The following is an 18,193-nucleotide window of genomic DNA, read 5'->3' as shown; positions in this document are numbered from 1 at the left end:
AGCATGACGCTCACATCGCCTAACCGCATCGCACGAGAAGACTACAGACTTTTCATCTCCACATGGCTAATCGCAGAGACCAGCCGCTCCATATCTTCCGGATAGACTTCGCCAATATTGCCGATGCGGAACGTGTCCGCGTTGGAGATTTTACCTGGGTAAATGACAAATCCTTGAACCTTCAGCTGCTTATAGAAATCCTCGAACTTAAACGATTCATCTGGATAGTAGAATGATGTAATGATCGGAGATTGTATCTCGTCTGCGAGCAGCGTCTTGAAGCCAAGCTCCCGCATACCGCGTACGAGGGTCTGTTGGTTCTGACAATAGCGCGCATATCTCGCTTCGATGCCGCCTTCTTCTTCCAGCTCCAGCATGGCTTCATCGAAGGCTCTTACGACATGCGTCGGCGATGTATAACGCCATTTGCCGCCGTTCTGCTCCATATGGCTCCATTGGTCGTACAGATCGAGCGAGAGTGAACGTGCCTGTCCTTGGCAAGCCTGCAAGCGATCGATGCGTGCAATAACGAATCCGAAGCCCGGCACGCCTTGAATACATTTATTTGCGCTGCTAATCAAGAAATCAATCCCAAGCTCAGCCACATCCAATGGCACGCCACCAAAGCTGCTCATCGCATCGACGATGAATACTTTATTGTGCGCCTTGACGATCTGGCCCGCTTCCGCAATCGGATTTAAGATTCCAGTCGTCGTCTCGCAATGCACCATGGCCACATGCGTAATCGCAGGATCCTGCTGAAGCATAGATTCGAGATCATCTAGATTGGGAAGGGAGACTTCACCGCTGTCGATCACCGCGACTTGAACGTCTAGCACCTCAGCCATCTGTACAATCCGCTTGCCATAAGCTCCGTTCGTCAGGACAAGCAATTTATCTGCGCTGCCTAACGCACTTCCGATCACCGACTCCACGCAATACGAGCCGCTGCCCTGCAATAACACCGCTGAATACTCGTCCGTACGCTGCGTCGCAAGCGCCACAAGCCGGCGGCGTATGCTCTGTACCAAGTCATTATAGTCGCGGTCCCATGTACACCAGTCTTTGAGCATTGCCGCTTTGACCCGCTTGCTCGTCGACAACGGACCTGGGGTGAGCAGCAAATAAGGATTATCATCTAACATATCAATATTCATAGTTATACGCTCCTCGATTCGAATAATGGATGATCTACCCTTCACTAACCAATACTTCAGCATTCACATCCGGTGCAATACGTTCGTTGATCTGATCAAGCAAGGCTGGCAATTCACCGATATGTTGGATGACATAATGCGCACCTGCTGCCTTGAACCGCGCTTCAACCGCCTTCATCCGAGCTTCCAGCTCTTCTGCTGGCATATTGGCAACTTCTTCTTCGCTTAGGCCGAGCTCGCTGCCGCCCTTGATCACACCGACACTCCACATGCCAGCATTCACGCCTTCGAGCACATCGCTGACGGTATCGCCCACTTTGACCATTGCCCCCATCGGATAAATGCCGAGCAATTCCGCATTGCGGTAGCACATCCAAGGGTAAGGACGTCCTGCGAAAACATCGTTAGGCGTGACGAGCGTATCCGGCGCGTACCCTTTACGCTTCGCTTCCGTGGCGACGATCTCCATCATTTCTGCCGTATATCCTGTCGTGGAGCCGATCTTCAGGCCACGTTCTCTCAAATTCACGACAACGTCGAGTGCGCCAGGAATCGGGTCCGTATACCGCGCAAGATCGGCGAACAGCATCGGCTCGAAATCTGCATACAGCGCATCGACATCTGCTTCTTCCGGCAATCTTCCATTACGCTCCTGCCACAAGCCTGCGATCCGCTCCATGGCGAGCAGCGCCTTGATATGATCACGCTTCAGCATCCCCATCGGGCCGCGCGCTTCCTCAGCCGTAATCTCGATTCCCCGCTTCTTAAATACATTCACGAATACGACCAACGGCGCAAAACATCCATAGTCCACCATGGTCCCTGCCCAGTCAAAAATAACGCCTTTGATTTTCCCTTGATATTGCAATGCCATCACCATACACACTCCTTTTATTTTATTTGATTCACTCATAAACCAATTAATACCTGATAACTTAAATTATTTTTCGTTGTTTTTAGTTGTTTTTAATTGCGTTTATGATCAAATCATAAGATACCACTCGGATGGTGTCAATTGCTTACAGCCAACTTTACGGAATCTTTACAATCCCTTATTTCATCAAAAAAAGACGTATACAACACCATCCGCGATGATGTCGTATACGCCTTATGACGGGCATCGACCCTGCTATTCTAACGAAACGGTATACATTCCGTCTTCTCTAGCAGTTACATATAAATTGCAATGACGTTATCCGCAGGCTGAAGCTCCGTTTCGAACGCCTCTCTCGAGATTCGAACGCCTCCTTGACGATATGGATTCGCTACGCTCACCGAATCCAGGGACTTGCCGTTCATCTCAATACGACGATCCGTGTTACCCGCGATGTGGTAGACGAAGGTCACCTTCGCACCCGCGAATTCAAATTCAAACTGCAGACCATCGAGCTTCGTCGGAAGTACAGGGTCAATCACGAGATCACCTTGATCCTGACGGATCCCGAGTGAATTTGCGATCAGTTGGTTCATGTAGATTCCCGGACCGCTGGAGTAAATTCTCCATCCGCCCTTCACTTGAACCTTGCCGCTGCGCAGGTCGTCGAAATGCGTCTGCGCTTCATAACGCGAATTGAATTTCCCATCCGAGCTGCTGAAGTACGCGTTGCTCTGACGAAGCTCGGCATTCGGCACGACATCACGGATACCGATCGGGTTAATCACCTCAAGACCGTGCCATACATCCTCCGCATGACCCAACTTCGCCATCGCCTCGATGAATCGGATATGGGCATGGACATACTGAAGTCCAACTTCCCGCCCGAAATTCGACGCTTGCTCCGCCCGTTTGAAATGCGTGCTCACGCCGCCTACGTATTGTGCCGGACGATTCATCAGACGTACGCCGTCCGGGAAGAACAATCGTTCTTTGATCAACTTATAGTGCGACAAGGCTTGCTCTGGTTCGAGCAGCTCCGCAATCATGCTGCGTGTCATCGGCAGCAGGCGGTATTGAATACCTGTTTCCGTATCCTCTGGATGCAGCATCATCTTCGCTTGCGCAGGGTCCTCTAAGTAGAGGAAGCCTGGAATCACATCCGTCTTCAACATATAACGTTTGTAATCCCGTTCAATGCCCGCAGCCATCTCGCCAACCTCCGCAGCAAGCGCCGCATCTGCTGGGCGCAGTGCTCTTGAGAGCTGTGTAAGCGTCTGATACGTTAATGCAACGGTCCAGCTGCTGACCATGTACTGCTTCAGCTGCGCATTCGCCGGTTGAAGCGTATCGTCCCAATCCCCGTCGCCGTAAGAGGATAGATGTGTACCATGTAAGAAGTGACTGCGAATGTAGCCGATCTCTTTCTTCGCATGATCCAAAATCGAAGCTGTCTCTTCCGTAAAGTTGAAGCCGTGCTTCACCGTATACGGCACCTGCTCCGTCAGGATGCTGTAATCCTTCGTCGTGTTCAAATAGTCGCTTAACACTTTGAGCGGCCAGACGATAATATCGCCATGGCTCTCTTCTTGTTGAATCGCAAAGTATTGGTCGAACATGAACCATTGCGGCCAGTTGCCGTCATCTTCATATTGATGGGCATAGACCATCTTCAGAATATCGCGTACCTGCTCGAACTTCTGCGTCGCCATGAAGTATTCGACCGGACCTTGGCACACATCCCGTGTCCCCCAAGCCGCGCCGCCATACTGCTCCAAGCCGTGCGGAACAGAATAGTGTACGAGCATATTGTGCGTGTACCACCAAGCGAGCGCATTCACTTTGAACAGCTCTTCCGATTCCTTTGCCTCCGGATGGGATAGGCGGAAGCCATTCATCACACCGCGGAAGAACTCGCGGTAAGCTGCAATCTCCTCTTCAATACGGCGTGTCGGCGCAGGAAGATGCTCCCCATCCAGCAGCCCTTGCATCGTCAAGGTCCAATCGGCAGACGCCTCCAGCGTGAATGTCAGCAGCGAAGAATCAGCATCTTCAATGCCTTCTACCAATACGCGCTCATCCCCCACCGATACCGCAGCACCGTCAACCCACATCGTGTATTGAAGATTCGGATAAGCCTTCGCGCTTAACGAATCCGGTGCACCGTAGAATGTCAGCTTGCCTTGCTCCTGCTTCATGTGGAGCGGCATTTCATGCTCATTCACATGCATCGTCACTTGGTTCGTCACAAGGAAGCGATAAGACTTCCCGCTCGTAGAGCGAACGTTCAGACGCACTTCTGGTGTATCCAGCATCGTGTAGTTCGTAATGATAAGCGTATCGGATGCTGTCTTGTAGTACCAACGCACATAGTTGAATCCGATTTCGAACAACGATGGCATCATGAGAAGTTGGAAGACCCCATCTTGCTCTACATAAATCCGCTGTCCAGCCGCTTTCGGTACGTTCAGCGCATTGCGCGCATTGCTCATCATTTTGTTGAAATTCGTGTTCCCCACCACGACATGAGAGTTGAAAATCCCATACATATACGTGGTCGTCGTCATGCATTTGCTGCCGAGCTCCACATTGTTCCCGCTCATCAGAATATGACCATGTGGGCGCTCCACACGCAGCTCTTTTTCTTTCAATACAACATGCTCATACGTATCCGTAAAGAAGGCGAGCAGGCTGCCGCCCTCACGCTCTTCTTGATGTCTTGAAGCCGCAGGGAAGTAAGTTTCCAGTTCTTCCTCGGTCAGCGATAACGTGCGAAGCGGCTCACCGATCACCGCTTGCGGACGCACGGAAGGCAGCTCTTGCAGTGCCCCGCTCTTATCCGCTGCTTGGTATGCAGCCCAAGCTTGCTCGATGACGTCTGCATACTCCAGCTCTGTCACCGCTAACGCATGATTCGCGCGGAACAGACCGTAGAAGACGAAGCGAGCTTCGCCATGCAATGCGACCCGCTCCGATTGAAGTGCCGTATACGCGAATTCGTATTGGTACACTTCATTCGCGAGGTTCGCTTCGCTCAGGCAAGCCGGAACATTGGTTTCTTTGTACGACAAGCCAAAGAATTGGAAGCCATCGGTCGAGTAACCCACCGCACGTGTAAGAGATCCTTGCTGCATATACGGGAATACGCCGTTCTGCGGTTGATTCTGACGCGAACAGACAACATACCCTTTCGTTGCATCTTCGAACACCGCGTGATCAATGTACTGTGACAGGTAAGCCTCGTTGCTGCGAACGGCACCGACACTCGCATCACCGAGATCTTGACCGTAGACGACGTCCACCTGAACGCTTTCGCCGCGCGTCACAACATCCCAGAACCATACGCCCTGCTCCGTCAATGCAAAAGTCACTTCGTAGGCAATGCCCTGTACTTCACCTTTCCAGACGACACGACCGTTCCCTGTCTGAACGCTGCTGTTCGAGTGAATACCGAGCATCGGGTAAAATTGAATGCCAGATTCCCCGTGAATCCGCAAGTATAGATTATTCATCGACCCTTCCATCGGGCTCGTCATCAATTGATTAATCATGAATGGACCGCTAACGGCTTGATAGATATCCCCGCTCTCCCAGAAGGTAAAGCTCAGATCGCCGGCTTGAACGTTGAACTTCGATTGTATAGTAGTTGACATGTATGTTCATTTCTCCTATCCCGGAAAATATAATGCTTTAGTTGGAAGCTGCCAATCTGAACGATTGTGTCAGGGTGTCCCGGCTATTTGAACCGACGAACAACTGGAATTTCCCTGGATCGCTCTTGAAGCTGAGGTCCGAATGATGGTAACGCAGCTGCTCTTCGGAGAGCGTGAAGACCGCCTTACCCGTTTCCCCTGGAGCTAGCTCCAGCTTCACGTAACCTTTCAATTCACGCAGCGGTCTCACGACATCGCCAGAAATATCGCGGATGTAGAGCTGTACCGTCTCCACGCCTGCGAGCACCCCGATATTCTTCACTTGCACCGAGATCGTGAGCGGCAGTTCCGCTGTCATCTCCTCACTGGAGACACGCAAATCGCTGTATTCAAAAGTCGTATAAGACAGACCATAGCCAAATGGCAGCAACGGTTCATTCGGACTATCGATATATTTGGAAACGTAACGTTCTTCGTTCTTCTTAGGATCCAGTGGACGGCCTGTATTGAAGCGGTTGTAATAGACAGGGACTTGACCGACGGATTGCGGGAATGACATGGTCAGTCTCGCCGATGGATTCACCTTGCCGATCAGAATATCTGCGATCGCCGCACCGCCCTCACTACCTGGGAACCAAGCTTCGACTACCGCATCCGCCTCATCGAATACCCCATGCAGATCGAGCGGACGCCCATTGAATAAGACAACAGCGAGCGGTTTGCCTACCTGCTTCAGATGCTTCACAAGGGCAAGCTGTGCTTCCGGCAGACGGATATCGGTCCGCGAACCGCCTTCCCCGCTCATCGCGGATTCTTCGCCAAGGGCCAGCACGATGATGTCCGATTGCTGCGCGGCCTGGAGTGCTTCCTCCACCTGCTCTGGCGTAATGCTGTGGACGCCACTTCCTTCAGCCATGACAAGATTTCCTGCTTGCAGACGCTCTTCCAGCGCCGTGCCCAGCTTCGTCGCATCTTCCTTCACGCCCTCGCATGACCACCAACCAAGAATATCTTCACTCTGTGCAAAAGGACCGATTAGCGCAACCTTCTTGTCTTGCGCCAGCGGCAGCACATGGTTCTCGTTCTTCAATAATACGATCGATTTCGTCGCGAGCTCGTAGGACACTTGACGATGCTCCTCACAGAAGACAACCTCGCGCTCACGTTCCGGATCCGCTGCACGCAGTGGATTCTCGAATAATCCAAGCTTATCCTTCAGCTGCAAGATACGAAGTACTGCTTCATCGATCATGGCTTCATCTACCTTGCCGCTCTGCACAAGCGCTGGCAAATGATGCACATAACAAGGCGTCATCATCTCAATATCGACGCCGGCGCGAATGGCACGATAGGCCGCTTCACAATCATCTTCTGCTGCGCCATGCGCAATCATCTCATGAATGGATGCCCAGTCCGAGATCAAGACGCCATCGAAGTTCCATTCATCACGCAGAATACCGCGCATTAACTTCTCATTGCCTGATGCCGGAATGCCATCTACTGTATTAAAGGAAGTCATCACCATCTCGACGCCTTCCTCCACCGCTGCGCGATAAGCTGGCAAATAGTACTCACGCAGGTTGCGCTCAGACATATCCACCGTGTTGTAATCGCGCCCACCTTCCGGTGCGCCATACGCTGCAAAATGCTTCACGCATGCCGCAAGGCGATCCGGATCCTTCAGATCCCCTTGGTAGCCGCGCACAAATGCCCGTGAGAACAGACTATTGAGATACGGGTCTTCCCCTGTCGTCTCCATGACACGTCCCCAACGCGGGTCGCGAACCAAGTCCACCATCGGTGCGAAAGTCACATGGATGCCGGCCACAGCCGACTCTTTCGCCGCAATCTCCGCGCTCTTCTCTGCGAGTTCCGTATCCCACGAGCTGCCGATCGCCAGCGGAATCGGGAAGATCGTCTTGAACCCGTGCACAACATCCGCCATGAACATGAGCGGAATACCGAGGCGGCTTTTGCTCAAATACGACTTTTGTACATCGATCACCGTTTGGGCGCCGGACAACCCTAGCACGGAACCGCTCGCCGATACCATACCTTCCGTAAGGCCCATCTCTTCCATCGGACCTGTTATTTGGCTCTCGCTGTCTGTACCTTCATGGAAATTCGCCGTCAGCTGCAGCAATTGCGCCACTTTCTCTTCCAAGGTCATCTGAGCGATGAGATCTAGTAGTTGTTCTTTTGTCACTTCGTGTCCCCCCACTCGATTTCATTCAGGCTATCTAGTCGAAGAACCCGGTCGCAATCAAACATCCTGCACACCGGGTTCTACGGATTACTTCATTACTTCAAATTGTTCAGTTCATCAAGAACCGGTTGAACAAGCGACATTTTGCTGTCGACCCACTTCTTCCAGTTCGCTTCTAAATCTCCGCTTTGCAAGATAAGGTTCGTATATTCTGTCTCATATTGGAACGAAGCTTGGTTCTTCGCTTTGGAGTCATAGAGCTGCACAGTCCAATCGTAAGTCGCTAGCTTGCCGCCTTCTTTGCTATACTTCGCTTTATCTTGATAATGGAGAACCGCGCGATCACGGTATTCCTTCTTAATTGCAGGGTTGATCATACTGAAGTCATCCCCGAGCAGGTATAGACCTTCGAACCGGCTTGGATATTTGTCTTCTAGGGAAGTGCCGTCTGGCAATAAGCTGACAAGCTCTTGGTTATCGCCGTATTTCCAATCCTTGCCTTCAAAGCCCATGTTCAAGAGCATTTGTCCATCTTTACCTGTGGAGTAATCGAGCAGATCCATGATACGTTCGAATTTCTCTTCCGAAATTTTCGGGGAGAAGATAAGCGCCGACCAGAAGTTCGCTTGCTCCAAGTTGCGATATTTACCGTCATCACCTAGTACGATGGCAGTATGCACAAGATCATCGCTGTTCACGTTAAGGTTTTTCTTCATCGCTTTGTCAACGTCTTGTCTGTACGAAGCCAGACCGCCAAGGCTCGTGATTGCTGCTGTCCCTTTCACGCGGAAGTTGTCGCTGCCTTCGCTATTTTTCCACGTGTAGAACTCAGGGTTCAACAATCCTTCTTTATACGCTTGCTGCATCGATTTCAGACCTGCCAATGTCTCAGGATCTGCAGGGCCCCAGTGGAACTTGCCATCTTCGCCTTTATAGAACGCGGATTCCACACGGGAATGCTCACTGTTCGCCATAATGATGTTCGTCAGCGCATCCGCCGCATTGTAGGACATCGGTACAAGGTTCGATCCGACTTTGCCTGGATCTTTCTCTTTCACGAGTCGTGCATAATCCATCAATTCTTTGGTTGTATACGCGTCTTTCAGTTCGAAGCCAACCGCTTTGGCCCAGTCTTTGCGTAGTGCAATAACCCCAATTTGGTTCGCTAATGGATCGGCTGGTTTGTTCTCATAATACACTGGACGAGGCAAGACGTATGTGCCGCCTGTCAATTCCTCCAGCTTGTCGCCAAGGCCTGTCAGCTTGTAGGCTGCAGCCACGTTCGGCCAACGCTCTTTCCAGTCATCCGGGAATTTATAGAGCAAGCCTTGGTCGATATAGTTCATCGCATCGCCATGCACATAGTTCCAGGTCGCTACGTCCGGCAAGTCGCCGGAATTGATCCAGAGGCGAAGCTTCTCTGCCCAGGAATCCCACTCGATGTAGTTATAATCCCACTCTAGATTGAACTTGTCCATCCAATACTTATGGAACTCGTTGTCGATCTGTCCATCTTTCAATTGAATGGTGCTTGCGACGGAAATCTTCAATTTATCCTTGTAAGCTCCGTTCGCATCCTTCTCGTTACCGCCAGCAGCCTCTTCCTTCGAGCCCGAGTTCGAGCAAGCGGATGCGAGCAGCATGGTTAGACACATTAGAATGGCTAGGACGGATTTGGTAGAAAGCTTTTTGCTAGTTTTCATGGTTTGCCCCCTATGTTGTGTAGAGAATGTGTAATGCACGATTGTACGTTACAAATGAAACTCTCGGTAAAGCGATAAACGGCCTTCCTATGTGTAATCGGGACCCTAGGTTTTGATCGCCCCTGTTAACACCCCTTTGGCGAAGTGTTTCTGCAGCATCGGGAAGAAGCACATGATCGGCACCATCGTCACGACGACAGCCGCCATCTTCATCCCGGTCGAGAATCCTTGCTTGCCTACCGCATCGACGCTCGATGCGTTGGACGCATTGGTCGTCGATTCGACGATGATCGATCGCAGCACATTCTGGAGCGGCAGCTGTTCGGCCTTACGCAGGAAGATCATCGCATCGTACCAGCTGTTCCAGTACGCCACCCCATAGAACAAGGTGATCGTCGCCATGATCGGCATCGCGAGCGGAAGGACGACAGAGAATAGAATTCTCCACTCCCCTGCACCATCTAAGCGCGCAGATTCCATCAGCGATTCCGGCAAGCTCTGGAAGTAATTCATCATCAGAATCATGTTAAAGGCGCTGAAGCTGCCTGCCAGAATAACCGACCAGAGCGAGCCTGTTAAATGAAGCGACTTCATCACCAGATAGAGCGGCACGATCCCGCCGTTGAAAATCATCGTGAACAATACGAGGAAGAAAATGATCTTCTTGCCTGGAAATTTATTGCGACTGAGGCCATAAGCCATACTGCTCGTCAAGAACAAGCTGAGCGGCAGACCAACAATCAACAGCTTCAAGGTGTTCCAATACCCTCGGAAGATGCTTCCGTCTGCGAACAATGCTTTGTACGAATCCAAGGTTGGATTTTTCGGGAACATCATGAGTGGGTTATCTGCATATTCCTTCGGCGTCGAGAATGAGATCATAATGACATTCCAGAAGGGAATAAGAATGAATAACGCGATGACAAGCATCAGGACGAAGATGATGTAATCAATGGTTGTCATTTTTCCAATACGGTATTTCGATTTCGTTCTAGCCATGTTGTGTCCCCCCTTTATCGGAATAACCCGTCTCCGCCCATCCATTTCGCCACACGATCCGCTAACAGCAAGAGGACCATATTCACGACAGAACGGAATAAGCTGACCGCAGTTGAGAACGAGAAGTCCGTAGAAGATTGGAACGTAATTCGATAAATATAGACATCGAGCACTTCGGAGACATTCTTCGTTGCGGCATTCGCCAAGTTGAAAATCTGATCAAAGCCGGAGGACATCAGCCCGCCGACGGATAGTATGAACATGATCGTTACGGTCGGCAGAATGTTCGGCAGCGTGATGCGGAACATCTGCTGCATACGGGAAGCCCCGTCAATCTGTGCCGACTCATACTGATCTTGGTCAATCCCGGAAATGGCCGCCAGATAGATGATCGCGCCCCAGCCCGTGGACTTCCAAATATCCGTCAGCAAGAGCATTGGGATAAATGTCTTCTCCGACCCTAGGAAGTTAATCGTCGGCAATCCGAGCAGTGCGAGCGAACTATTCACAAGTCCGTCATAGGACAACACATTGATGACGACACCCGATACGATAATCCACGATAAGAAATGCGGGAATGTCAGAACCGTCTGGAACAGCTTCTTCGTGCGGCGCATGCGAAGCTCATTGAGCAGGACCGCGAGTATGATCGGGAACGGGAATTGAATCACCAATTTGATAATGTTGATGTACAACGTACGCCATAACGCATCGATGAATGTTGGATCACGGAACACATAGGTGAAATTCTCAAGTCCCACCCACGGACTGCCCCAAATGCCCAGATTCGCCTTGTAGTGCTTGAAGGCAAGCGATAGACCGCCCATTGGCAAATACGCAAATAAAATCAACCATATTAAGCCGGGAATCAACAGCGTATAGGTCATTTTGTGCTTCCAAATTTCAGTTAGGATCGATCCGTTATGTTTACGTTCTTTTGGGTCTTTGTCAGGCCCTAAGGCTGCCGGTTTCAAGTTGCATCTCCTCACTCTTCTTAGGTCTTGTCGTGAAACAGAAAATCAAAGGTTGTCTTCAAATGCTCCTCCCAGAACCGCCAATCATGCGTTCCAGGTCCCTCGACATACTGAAATTCGAACGGGGTCTCCTGCATAAACGCTGCAAAGTCACGGTTCATGGCGATAAATGGATCGTCTGTCCCGCAACAGCACAGGATGTCAGGAAGCGGTGAGCCTTCCTCTATGCGACGAGCGGCAAGCGCATACAGATCCTGATCCGGCTTCACGATCAGCTCACTCCCGAACACCGCCTGCATTTCCTTCACCATACCTTCTGGCATTTGCGGATCTTGAAGGCGACGCTGAATGTCCGTAACACCGGAAAGAGAGACGGCCTTGGCATATCGGTCTGGATAGGTGAGCGCACACTTGAGCGCTCCATAGCCCCCCATCGATAACCCTGCTACATACGTCTGATGAGGATCGGTATTCATACGGAGCATTCTGCTGCACAATGCCGGGAGTTCCTCCGTCACATAATGAAAATAGTCCAATCCATATGCCATATCCGTGTAATAACTTCGGTTAACCTCTGGCATGATGACCGTACATCCGTAACGGGCCGCGTATTGTTCGACGGTCGTCAGCCGCTGCCAAGTGCTCGCGTTGTCGCCAGCGCCGTGAAGCAGATACAGCGTCGTATCCGCGTTATTACCGGAATCGCAGGGGGATATAACATGGATGCTCGTCGTCATGCGGAGTGTCGGCGATCCTGTTTCGATGGTGATATGCGCCATATGAATCTTCCTCCCTTGTCCTCCCAGAGTGGACACTCATGCCTCTTGTCGCTCGATGAGTTCCCGTGTCCTCTGGGATGTGATATATCGCATCGGTAGCCCTTAGCAACCATCTAGAAATATGAAAGCGGTTATTCGAATCGTTTCGATTAAATCATAATCCTACCGATCAATCCTGTCAATAATCTTTTTTGGGGCCAAATAAATGTCACGATTTCTCCCTAATTCTTCTGTTGAAAATTCACAACAAAAACGGGTAATTCCCTTGTTACATCTGACGGTAAGCGTTTTCCTTAATTCCATTGACATAAACGAAACAATCGCATACCATGAAATTATATGGTGATAATAATGAATAGAAACGTTTCTATAAAGTTTGAAATTTTTACTACTACGAACGATTTTCACTAAGAAAGAAGGTCGTATGATGACGCCAGAATTCCATGGTTTTGTTCAATATATTAAACAGAATAAGCTGCATGTCCATACCGTACGTGTCCTCCAGGGGGAGAATCTTCGCTGGTCATGGGATGAAACGAAAGACATGCGCCGTGTGCAGCATTCCATCAGTAAATCCTTCACTTGCATGGCGGTTGGGATAGCGATTGCAGAGGGAAAATTATCGCTCGATACGAAACTGAGAGAGGTGTTCCCGCAGCATATGCAGGAGAGTTCGGTAGAACCCGCGCTGCAACCAGGCGAGATCACGCTGCGCAACCTGCTGCGAATGTCATCGGGGCACCAGAATCCGCCGTTATGGGCAGAGGAACGCGCCTCTCTTACCGAACGCGACTGGGTCAAGTACTACATGTCCCTGCCGCTCGACTGGGCGCCAGGATCTCAATTCATGTACAGCAGCGGTGATACGTTCATGATTTCGGCGATGGTGCAAGCGGCCGTCGGTGAGACGGTACGGGATTACCTCGTGCCGCGCTTGTTCGAGCCGCTCGGCATCCACGATGCCTGTTGGGAGACTTCGCCCCTCGGCGTGACACTTGGATGCGCGGGACTGTCGATTAGCACGGAGGAGCTGAGCCGATTCGGGCAAATGCTGCTGCAGCGCGGGATGTGGCAAGGACAGCAGCTCGTGCCGGCTGCTTGGATCGACCTCGTGACGCGCAAGCAGATCGCGAACGGCGGCCCTGCCGATTGGGGCCAAGGCTATGGCTATCAGTTCTGGATGTGCTCGCACGGCGCTTATCGAGCCGACGGGGCACACGGGCAGTTCTGCATCGTATTGCCGGAGCGCGAAGCCGTCATTGCGATTAACAGCAAGGAGGACAATATGCAGGGCATATTGGACGGGGTATGGGCTGAAATATTGCCTGCGTTATAGGAAGTGCGGGCAACGACGAGGGATGCTGTAGGCGCTCATACGATTGGGCGCCACCTCGTACCTCTTTTCGATGTATGGGTCGATTGTGCCTCCTATACTGGATTTTTGCAGCAACTTGAGTCTATAGCGTCTCATTTGGGTGGATATCCTGGATTTTTGCAGTAACTTTGCAGAAATTGGGACACTTTTGACCGTTATTGGCCCCCTACCCTGCGGATATCCATTGTAGCTAGCCCCTCGCACCGAAATGACACTTCTATCATGCAAAAATACAGAATAGCTGTGGGCACACAGACAACTTAACTCCATCCACTGATCCCTCCTTCTCTTACACTTACGATTACACTGCTTCTCCTCTCTCCCCATTTACCATAAACAGCATTCCACCTATCGTCGATCGACAGCAGATGATGTACTCCCTCGCTATAGCTTCGAATGTTGATCGCCGACACCAAACCACTAGACATTTCCTCTCACTTATATAGTAAGCGATTCCATTTTTGTCAGATTTGTGGCGTGATAATAGATTTAAAACGAAAAAATGTCATAAAAGTAAAGAAGTGTATATCAAAAGTAATAAACTATCTATTTAGCACGCATGAAATTGTCTCATAGTATTAACTGTGAAGAGGCCTCTTGGCGTGAATGGGTACCCGGGTCCAATCCACGCACTTGTAACAACGTAACTATCATTTCAACCTAAGAAATGGGGATGAAAAATGAAGCGTAGTCAGGGGCATCAAAGACGAATTTCATTGTTGTTATCATTGGCGCTAGTCTTCTCGATTGTATTCACGATTCTTCCAGCGACAGCGAGTGCGGAGGAGAATGCGCCGCCGGAGGTCACGCAAGTCCCAGAGAATCAACAGCCGGTACCTGAGATCCCTAGTCAGTCCGAACCGCAACCGGAGCCTTCACCAGACCTTGAGCAACCGCTCGACACCGAAGCCGCTGCTGCCGCTGCGACGGGGTATTTCCCTCCGAATACCGCAGCATCCGGTAACGTGAAGAATATGGCCTTGTTGTATACGGGATACTACGGCGGAAGAACGACATACGAGGGAAAAGAACTCGGCACGTATGACAAAAATACATTATTGCCTTATGTTGCGCACTACAACAGCAGTGACGCGATGGACGACACGTTTTTCGACTCATTTCTGTTCCTAGGAATCAATACTCCTGATTATCGAGATTTCGGTGATACAGCGGACCCTGCCAAATGGACCTATAAGACGGATTGGGAGTGGTATATGAACCGCCTGTTCACCGCCAATCAACAGCTTGATGCGCTGAACCAAGCCACCCAGCAGGCTGCCACTACGCTTAACCGAACAAATTACAAATCCAAAGTATACATTATGATCCCTTACCCCAACAGTGAAATCACCAATTTCGGGGATGTCGACAACGACGGAATCAGCGAAAACCTGAATTCGACGCCCAGTAACCTAACCAAGGTCACCAAATGGTATATCGACACCGTACGAAGCAGATGGAACCAAGCTAATTACAGCAACCTTGAATTAAAAGGCTTCTACTGGTTCCACGAAGATATCGACGTGTACAATCAGGGTGAAGTGAATGCGGTCAATAACACAGGTAACTATCTGCACACCCTTGGCTTAAAATATGCCTGGATTCCGTATTTCGGCGCGGGACAAAGCAACAACGCGCAGAACTACACCTTTGATTTCACGATTCAGCAGCCTAACCACTATTTCGTTCCGAGTTCAGACTATTCGAGAATGACCGCTGTAACCACCCAAGCTACAACATACAATAAAGGCATTGAGATGGAGTTTGACGAAAGGGCGATGCACGACCTCGATTTCAAAAATCGGTTCGATAATTACTTAAAAGCCGGCGTTGAATACGGATATATGACGGGAGCGATCAAGGGCTGGTACCAAGATATTTTCGCGATATATAACTTCTATAAAAACAAGAATAACAGCGGCATAAACGGCATTTATGACGGTAGACAGATGTATGAAGACATCTACAAATTCACCAAAGGGACGTACACGATTCCAACCAACCTGGCATCCGGCAAAACGGCCGTCGCCTCTACGAACCAGAGCACTTCCTTCAACGCGGCCAAAGCCGTCGACAATCTGTTCGGCACGAGATGGTCAAGTCAGCAGTATTCAAACAATGAGTGGATCTACGTCGATCTCGGGCAGGACTATAACGTCAACCGCGTCAAGCTGAGTTGGGAGTACGCATACGGTAAGAGCTACAAAATCCAAGTATCCAGCGATGCAACCAATTGGACGGATGTCTATGCGACAACGACAGGCGACGGCGGAGTCGACGATATCGGCTTCGCGCCTACAACGGGAAGGTATGTGAGAATGAGCGCGACGGAACGGGGGACGATGTACGGCTACTCCCTTTACGAGTTCCAGGTATTCGGAGATAGCGTAGGATCCGGATTAACAACTAATCTAGCATTGAACAAAACAGCTACGTCATCAACCTATCAGGATGCCACCTTGACGGCGAACAATGTGGTGGACGGCAACGGAACGACGAGATGGTCCAGCACATTCGCGGACCCGCAATGGATTATGATCGACCTCGGGCAGGCTTATAACCTGAATCGCGTCATTTTGAATTGGGAGCTGGCCTATGGCACAGGCTACAAGATCCAAGTATCCAACGACGCGGCCAATTGGACGGACGTATACACCACGACAACGGGCAACGGCGGTATCGACGATATCTCCTTTGCTGCAGTTAACGCGAGATATGTCCGGATGTACGGGACGCAAAGAGCCTACTCCTTCTACGGCTATTCCTTGTACGAATTCCAGATTTACGGCAAACCGAATCTAGCGCTGAACAAAACAGCAACCTCCTCTTCTAACGAGACAGCCGCATACACGGCCGATAAAGCGGTAGATGGCAGCCTGACGACGCGATGGTCCAGCTTATATTCCAACCCGCAATGGATCTACGTCGATCTGGGACAACAATACCGCGTCAATAATGTCAAGCTCAACTGGGAGTTTGCCTATGCGAAGGGCTACAGGATCCAATTGTCGAACGATGGACTCAACTGGTCGGATGTGTATGTGACATCGGAGGGCGATGGCGGCATCGACGACATCTACTTCGAGCCGTTAAATGCAAGGTATGTCAGGATGCTGGCGACGGCGCAAGGCACCGGCTACTGGTATTCCCTTTATGAATTCGCTGTATACGGCAGCTGATTCGATTCGGGATGTATTAGCTTGAGCCGGATGCACGGCTCGCACAGAATTAAAAACAAGCCCATGCACGAAATACTGTGCTGGGCTTGTTTCGATTGAAACCTCCCGCGATACCGGCAGAGTGGCTCTTGGCTGTTGGAGGCTGATACAAGCCGAAGTTCGAAAGGTTGACTGACTCTATATTGGATTATCGCACGAACTTTGGCCTAAAACGCCTCATTTCGGCGACTACACTGGATTATCGCAGTAACTTGGCAACAACTTGAGCAAAATGGGCCATTTTCACACTGCTATCCGACTAATATCCAGTATAGCTCGAAGTTCTATCGTGGATAACTCCAGTATAGGCTCGTTCGTTCACCCCATCATTCACACGAAGTATCTGAGCCCGTCGAATTCGGCCAAAGGTGCCGCTTCCCATCCTCGTCCTACATCGTCTGCCCATTATCCACGGTGATGATCTGCCCTGTCAGCGACTTCTGCAACAGCATGGAGACAATCGACTCCGCGATATCCTCCGGCGTCGATATCCGCTGCAGCAAGATGCTGCCCGCCAGCTGCTGCATCTTCGCCTCATGACCTGCCCACCAGCGCGTGTCGACTGCGCCTGGGGCAATCGCATTCACGCGGATCTCCGGCGCGAGCGCATGGGCGAGCGACTTGGTCAGTCCGTGCACGGCTGCTTTGGACACGGCGTAAGGCAGCGAGGAGCCGAGCCCTGTCGTTCCCGCGACACTCCCGAGGTTCACGATCGCCCCCTCTCCATTCTTCTGCATATAAGGGGCCACAGCTTTCGCCGTATGGAACATCCCTTTGACGTTAACAGCAAGCAGTCGATCCCACATCGCATCCGTCACAGCATCCAGATCACGCATCGGAAGCTGCTCCGTAATGCTCGCATTGTTCACGAGATAATGCACATTTCCGTATGCATGTACAATGTCCGCAACCATCTGCTGTACCTCTTGCTCGTTGGATACGTCCGCTCTGACGGCGATCGCCTGCCCCTGCATGTTCCGAATGGCTTGAACCGTCGCTTCCGCGTCGGACCCCGACCTCGAATAATTGACCGCGACAATTGCGCCTTTCTGTGCGAGCAACATGCTCGTAGCTCGTCCGATCCCGGTGCCTCCGCCCGTTACGACGACGACTTTATGTTGTAGTTCCATATCCATCCACCGACCCTCTCCTACGCTAAAGTCCTTCCATTTCCATCGTACTGCCATCGAATCTCGTTGTATAATAGTTAGAAATCATACCCTGTATTAAAAAAACTGATACCAAAAATGAGGGA

11 protein-coding genes are annotated in these 18,193 nt (G+C 50.8%); 2 read left to right on the top strand and 9 right to left on the bottom strand.

From position 1 onward, the window contains the following. Window positions 1–41: 41 nt before the first annotated feature. The 8 genes from phnW to GCU39_RS26320 all read right to left on the bottom strand — a co-directional run bounded on the left by phnW (window position 42) and on the right by GCU39_RS26320 (window position 12,345). Window positions 42–1,157 carry a 2-aminoethylphosphonate--pyruvate transaminase gene (phnW, locus tag GCU39_RS26355; protein WP_152396187.1) on the bottom strand — a complete coding sequence of 372 codons (1,116 nt, stop codon included), beginning with the start codon at window positions 1,155–1,157 and terminating at the stop codon, window positions 42–44. A 34-nt stretch (window positions 1,158–1,191) separates the two neighbouring features. After that, window positions 1,192–2,031 (bottom strand): phosphonoacetaldehyde hydrolase, encoded by an 840-nt coding sequence (gene phnX / locus GCU39_RS26350; RefSeq protein ID WP_152396186.1) that lies wholly within the window; start codon window positions 2,029–2,031, stop codon window positions 1,192–1,194. A gap of 296 nt (window positions 2,032–2,327) precedes the next feature. Then, window positions 2,328–5,684 carry a GH36-type glycosyl hydrolase domain-containing protein gene (locus tag GCU39_RS26345; protein WP_152396185.1) on the bottom strand — a complete coding sequence of 1,119 codons (3,357 nt, stop codon included), beginning with the start codon at window positions 5,682–5,684 and terminating at the stop codon, window positions 2,328–2,330. Between the two features lie 37 nt (window positions 5,685–5,721). Next, window positions 5,722–7,890, bottom strand: coding sequence for a beta-glucosidase BglX (bglX, locus tag GCU39_RS26340; protein WP_152396184.1), 2,169 nt, complete (start codon window positions 7,888–7,890; stop codon window positions 5,722–5,724). A gap of 95 nt (window positions 7,891–7,985) precedes the next feature. After that, on the bottom strand, window positions 7,986–9,593 hold the full coding sequence (locus GCU39_RS26335) for a type 2 periplasmic-binding domain-containing protein (RefSeq protein WP_152396183.1): 1,608 nt from the start codon (window positions 9,591–9,593) through the stop codon (window positions 7,986–7,988). 105 nt (window positions 9,594–9,698) lie between these two features. Continuing rightward, on the bottom strand, window positions 9,699–10,592 hold the full coding sequence (locus GCU39_RS26330) for a carbohydrate ABC transporter permease (protein WP_152396182.1): 894 nt from the start codon (window positions 10,590–10,592) through the stop codon (window positions 9,699–9,701). Window positions 10,593–10,606: 14 nt separating this feature from the next. Next, complete coding sequence (locus tag GCU39_RS26325; RefSeq protein WP_152396181.1) at window positions 10,607–11,566, bottom strand: ABC transporter permease; 960 nt, start codon at window positions 11,564–11,566, stop codon at window positions 10,607–10,609. A gap of 20 nt (window positions 11,567–11,586) precedes the next feature. Further along, window positions 11,587–12,345 (bottom strand): alpha/beta hydrolase, encoded by a 759-nt coding sequence (locus GCU39_RS26320; RefSeq protein ID WP_152396180.1) that lies wholly within the window; start codon window positions 12,343–12,345, stop codon window positions 11,587–11,589. Window positions 12,346–12,769: 424 nt separating this feature from the next. Here GCU39_RS26320 and GCU39_RS26315 point away from each other — a divergent pair, with 424 nt between their 5' ends. Together GCU39_RS26315 and GCU39_RS26310 are read left to right on the top strand one after the other, a co-directional pair. Then, window positions 12,770–13,681, top strand: a complete 912-nt coding sequence (locus GCU39_RS26315; RefSeq protein ID WP_227793344.1) for a serine hydrolase domain-containing protein — start codon at window positions 12,770–12,772, stop codon at window positions 13,679–13,681. A 755-nt stretch (window positions 13,682–14,436) separates the two neighbouring features. After that, a complete protein-coding gene (locus tag GCU39_RS26310; RefSeq protein WP_193726634.1) occupies window positions 14,437–16,899 on the top strand; it encodes a discoidin domain-containing protein in 2,463 nt (820 codons plus the stop codon). A 428-nt stretch (window positions 16,900–17,327) separates the two neighbouring features. On the opposite strand, the gene GCU39_RS26305 is transcribed toward GCU39_RS26310, so the two are convergent. Then, complete coding sequence (locus GCU39_RS26305) at window positions 17,328–18,068, bottom strand: SDR family NAD(P)-dependent oxidoreductase (protein WP_152397440.1); 741 nt, start codon at window positions 18,066–18,068, stop codon at window positions 17,328–17,330. Between the last annotated feature and the right edge of the window lie 125 nt (window positions 18,069–18,193).

Source organism: Paenibacillus guangzhouensis, from assembly GCF_009363075.1.
GTDB classification, from domain to species: domain Bacteria; phylum Bacillota; class Bacilli; order Paenibacillales; family Paenibacillaceae; genus Paenibacillus_K; species Paenibacillus_K guangzhouensis.
Note: the sequence above shows the minus strand (reverse complement) of the source record. Positions and strands in the feature narration are given on the sequence as shown.